Source organism: Agromyces binzhouensis (assembly GCF_004135055.1).
In the GTDB taxonomy this organism is placed as follows: domain Bacteria; phylum Actinomycetota; class Actinomycetes; order Actinomycetales; family Microbacteriaceae; genus Agromyces; species Agromyces binzhouensis.
The window spans coordinates 1-4640 of the sequence record NZ_SDPL01000242.1 but is presented as its reverse complement, the minus strand read 5'-3'; the positions used below and the strand labels follow the sequence as shown (position 1 = coordinate 4640).

4 protein-coding genes are annotated in these 4640 nt (G+C 72.3%); all 4 read left to right on the top strand.

What is annotated here, in order from left to right; translation table 11 throughout:
* Nucleotides 1-241 (top strand): aminotransferase class III-fold pyridoxal phosphate-dependent enzyme (locus ESO86_RS11695; protein WP_129235193.1); only part of this gene is annotated, 241 nt, incomplete at its 5' end.
* Nucleotides 238-1557, top strand: a complete 1320-nt coding sequence (locus ESO86_RS11690) for a Glu/Leu/Phe/Val family dehydrogenase (RefSeq protein WP_129235192.1) — start codon at nucleotides 238-240, stop codon at nucleotides 1555-1557. The genes ESO86_RS11695 and ESO86_RS11690, both read left to right, overlap by 4 nt.
* Nucleotides 1558-1600: 43 nt before the next feature.
* A complete protein-coding gene (locus tag ESO86_RS11685) occupies nucleotides 1601-3067 on the top strand; it encodes an NAD-dependent succinate-semialdehyde dehydrogenase (protein WP_129235191.1) in 1467 nt (488 codons plus the stop codon).
* Nucleotides 3068-3186: 119 nt separating this feature from the next.
* A complete protein-coding gene (locus ESO86_RS11680) occupies nucleotides 3187-4563 on the top strand; it encodes a flavin monoamine oxidase family protein (protein ID WP_129235190.1) in 1377 nt (458 codons plus the stop codon).
* Nucleotides 4564-4640: the final 77 nt, after the last annotated feature.

Genomic DNA, 4640 nt, shown 5'->3' with positions numbered 1-4640 from the left:
CATCGGCGACGTCCGCGGCCGCGGCGCCATGGTCGCCGTCGAGCTCGTCGACCCCGCCACCGGCGCGCCCGACGCGGCGCTCACGGCCAAGGTCGCCGCGCACGCCCACGCCAACGGCGTGCTCGTGCTCACCTGCGGCACCTACGGCAACGTCATCCGCTTCCTCCCGCCGCTCACCATCTCGGACGACCTGCTCGTCGAGGGCCTCGAGGTCGTCGCGGAAGGGCTGCGGAACGCATGAACCCCGTGACGGCGACGACGGCGTCGCCCGTGATCCCGACCGCCGCGGCATCCGCGCTCGCGGTCGCCGACGCCGAGCCGACCCCGCTCGTCGACGCCCGCGCCCAGCTGGCCGAGGCGATCGACCTGCTCGGGTACGGCGACGGCCTGCACCGCATGCTCGCGACCCCGCGCCGCGAGATGGCGGTCGCGGTGCCGCTGCGGCGCGACACCGGTGAGACCGAGGTGTACCTCGGCTACCGCGTGCAGCACAACTTCAGCCGCGGCCCCGCCAAGGGCGGCCTCCGCTACGCGCCGAACGTGAACCTCGACGAGGTGCGCGCGCTCGCCATGTGGATGACCTGGAAGTGCGCCCTGCTCGACGTGCCGTACGGCGGCGCGAAGGGCGGCGTCGCGATCGACCCGCGCGACCACTCGGTCGGCGAGCTCGAGCGCGTCACGCGCCGCTACACGAGCGAGATCCTGCCGATCATCGGACCGGAGCGCGACATCCCCGCGCCCGACATCGGCACCGACGAGCGCACCATGGCCTGGATGATGGACACCTACTCGGTGAACTCCGGGTACACCGTGCCCGGCATCGTGACCGGCAAGCCCATCTCGCTCGGCGGCTCGCTGGGCCGCGCCTCGGCGACCAGCCGCGGCGTGACGCACATCGCGCTCGCCGCACTGCGGCACGCGGGCATCGAGCCGTCGCGCGCCTCGGCCGCCGTGCAGGGCTTCGGCAAGGTCGGTGCGGATGCCGCCCGCTTCCTCTCCGAGGCGGGCGTGAAGGTCACCGCCGTGAGCGACCAGTACGGCGCCGTGCGCAGCGACGCCGGCCTCGACATCGAGGCGCTCTCCGACCACGTGCGCGCGACGGGCTCGGTCGTCGGCTTCGCCGGAGGCGACGAACTCGACCGCGACGCGGTGCTCACGCAGGACGTCGACCTGCTCGTCCCGGCCGCGGTCGAGGGCGTGCTGCACGAGGGCAACGCCCGCGACGTGCTCGCGAGCGTCGTCGTCGAGGGCGCCAACGGCCCGACCACCCCGGCCGCCGACGCGATCCTCCGGGAACGCGGCGCAGTCGTCGTCCCCGACATCCTCGCCAACGCGGGCGGTGTCATCGTCTCGTACTTCGAATGGGTCCAGGCCAACCAGGCGTACTGGTGGCGGGTCGACGAGGTCGAGAGCAGACTTGAGGAGCGGATGCTGAACGCCTGGCGTCACGTCCTCGGCTACGCCGAGGCCCGCGACCTCTCGCTCCGCACCGCCGCCACGGCGCTCGCCGTCGAGCGCGTCGCCGAGGCGCACCGCCTCCGCGGCCTCTACCCGTGATCGCGCGCCACCAGCGCACACCGAACGAACGGACACTCCGAGCATGACCACTGCAACGCAGGAATCCGCACTCCTCGACCAGGTCGCCGACGGCCTCTACATCGGCGGCGAGTGGATCGCGGCCGAGGACGGCCGGACCTTCGAGGTCCGCGACCCGTCCACCGGCGACGTGATCAAGACCATCGCCGACGCCTCGCCCGCCGACGGCATCCGCGCGCTCGACGCGGCCGTGGCCGCGCAGGCCTCGTGGGCCGCGACCGCGCCGCGCGAGCGCGGCGAGATCCTCCGCCGCGCCTTCGACACGCTCATGGAGCGGGCCGAGGACTTCGCCCTCCTCATGACGCTCGAGATGGGCAAGCCGCTCGCCGAGGCGCGTGGCGAGGTCAAGTACGGCGGCGAGTTCCTCCGCTGGTTCAGCGAGGAGGCCGTGCGCATCACCGGCCGGTACGGCTGGAACCCCGAGGGCACCGGCCGGATCGTGGTCGCGCAGCGCCCCGTCGGCCCGTCGTACTTCATCACGCCGTGGAACTTCCCGCTCGCGATGGCGACCCGCAAGATCGCGCCGGCGCTCGCCGCGGGCTGCACCGTGGTCGTCAAGCCCGCCGCGCTCACGCCGCTCACGACCATCGCGTTCGTGCAGCTGCTCGAGGAGGTCGGGCTTCCGAAGGGCGTCGTCAACGTCGTCACGACGACCAGCTCGTCGAAGGTCTCGGGCCCGATCATCGCCGACCCGCGCCTGCGCAAGCTCTCGTTCACCGGCTCGACCGAGGTCGGCCGCAAGCTCATCGAGCAGTCGGCGCAGGGCATCCTCCGCACCTCGATGGAGCTCGGCGGCAACGCGCCGTTCGTCGTGTTCGAGGACGCCGACCTCGACAAGGCGGTCGAGGGCGCCATGGTCGCGAAGTTCCGCAACATCGGCCAGGCCTGCACGGCGGCCAATCGCTTCATCGTGCACGAGTCGGTCGCGGCCGAGTTCGCGCGCCGCGTCACCGAGCGGGTCTCCGGCATGAACGTCGGCCGCGGCACCGAGGACGGCGTGCACATCGGCCCGCTCATCGACGACGACGCGGTCGCGTCGACGCACGAGCTCGTGACGGACGCCGTCTCGAAGGGCGCCACCGTCCTCGCCGGCGGCTCGGCGATCGACGGCGCCGGCTCGTTCTACGCGCCGACCGTGCTGGGCGACGTGTCGGACGACGCCCGCCTGCTCCGCGAGGAGATCTTCGGACCGGTGCTCGGCATCACCACGTTCGCGGACGAGGACGAGGCCGTTCGCCTGGCCAACTCCACCGAGTACGGCCTCATCTCGTACGTGTTCACGCAGGACCTCGCCCGCGGCCACCGCATGATCGACCGCCTCGACACCGGCATGATGGGCCTGAACACGGGCCTCGTCTCGAACGCGGCAGCGCCCTTCGGTGGCGTCAAGCAGTCGGGCATCGGCCGCGAGGGCGGCTTCGAGGGCATCCACGAGTTCCTCGACACGAAGTACACCCTGATCCCGGCCTGACCGCCGGCGACGGATGCCGCGGCCCGCGCCGCACGTCCGCCGCGCGCCGCGGCATCCGTCCCACCCTCTCCGCTCCGCTCCGGAGCGCCGCAGCACCACGCACAGAAAGCACCTCCACCATGGAACGCATCGACACCGACGTCGTCATCGTCGGCGCAGGCGCCGCCGGCCTCACCGCCGCGACCGAGCTCGTGAAGGCCGGGCGCGACGTCGTCGTGCTCGAGGCGCGCGACCGCGTCGGCGGCCGGCTCTGGACCGGCGACGTCGACGGCGCCATGCTCGAGATCGGCGGCCAGTGGGTCTCGCCCGACCAGGACGCGCTCATCGAGACCCTCGACGAGCTCGGCCTCGAGACGTACGAGCGCTACCGCGAGGGACGGAACGTCTACATCGCCGAGGACGGCGAGCGGCGTCTCTTCGAGGGCGAGATCTTCCCGGTGCCCGCGCGCACCGAGGGCGAGATCGTCGGCCTCATCGAGAAGCTCGACCAGCTCGTCGCCGAGATCGATCCCGAGCAGCCGTGGGCGCACCCCCGCGCGAAGGAGCTCGACGAGATCTCGTTCGCCGAGTGGCTCGGGACGCAGACCGACGACGAGGAGGCCAAGCTCAACATCGGCATGTTCATCGCCGGCGCGATGCTCACCAAGCCGACCCACGCGTTCTCGGCGCTGCAGGCGCTGCTGATGGCGGCCTCCGCGGGCTCGTTCTCGAACCTCGTCGACGCCGACTTCATCCTCGACAAGCGCGTCGTCGGCGGCCTCCAGCAGGTGCCGCTGCTCCTCGCCGAGCGCCTCGGCGACGCCGTGAAGCTCGGGCAGCCGGTGCGCACCGTCCGATGGAACCCGGAGGCGCCCGAGGCCGGCGTCACGGTGATCAGCGACTCGCTCGAGGTGCACGCCTCGCAGGTCGTGCTCGCGCTCGCGCCGATCCTGTACGACCGCATCTCGTACGAGCCGCCGCTGCCGCGCCTCCAGCACCAGATGCACCAGCACGTCTCGATGGGCTTCGTGATCAAGGTGCACGCCGTCTACGAGACGCCGTTCTGGCGGGAGCAGGGCCTGTCGGGCACGGCGTTCAGCCCGTACGAGCTCTCGCACGAGGCCTACGACAACACCAACCACGGCGACACCCGCGGCACGCTCGTCGGCTTCGTGTCCGACGAGGCCGCCGACGAGGTGTTCCGGCTGAGCGCGGAGGAGCGCAAGGAGCGCATCCTCGAGTCGCTCTCGCACTACTACGGCGAGCAGGCCAAGCACCCGGTCGTCTACTACGAGTCCGACTGGGGCTCGGAGGAGTGGACGCGCGGGGCGTACGCCGCGAGCTTCGACATGGGCGGCCTCGCGCGCTACGGCGCCGACCTGCGCACGCCGGTCGGTCCGATCCGCTTCGCCTGCTCCGACATGGCGGGCAAGGGGTACCAGCACGTCGACGGCGCCATCCGCATGGGGCGCCTCGTCGCCGCGCAGGCGCTCGAGGCGATCGAGGCCCGGGCATGACCGCGTCGGGCATCCTCGTCGGCTACACGGCCAACGCCGCCGGCGCCGACGCGCTCGCCGTCGCGAGCCGGCTCGCG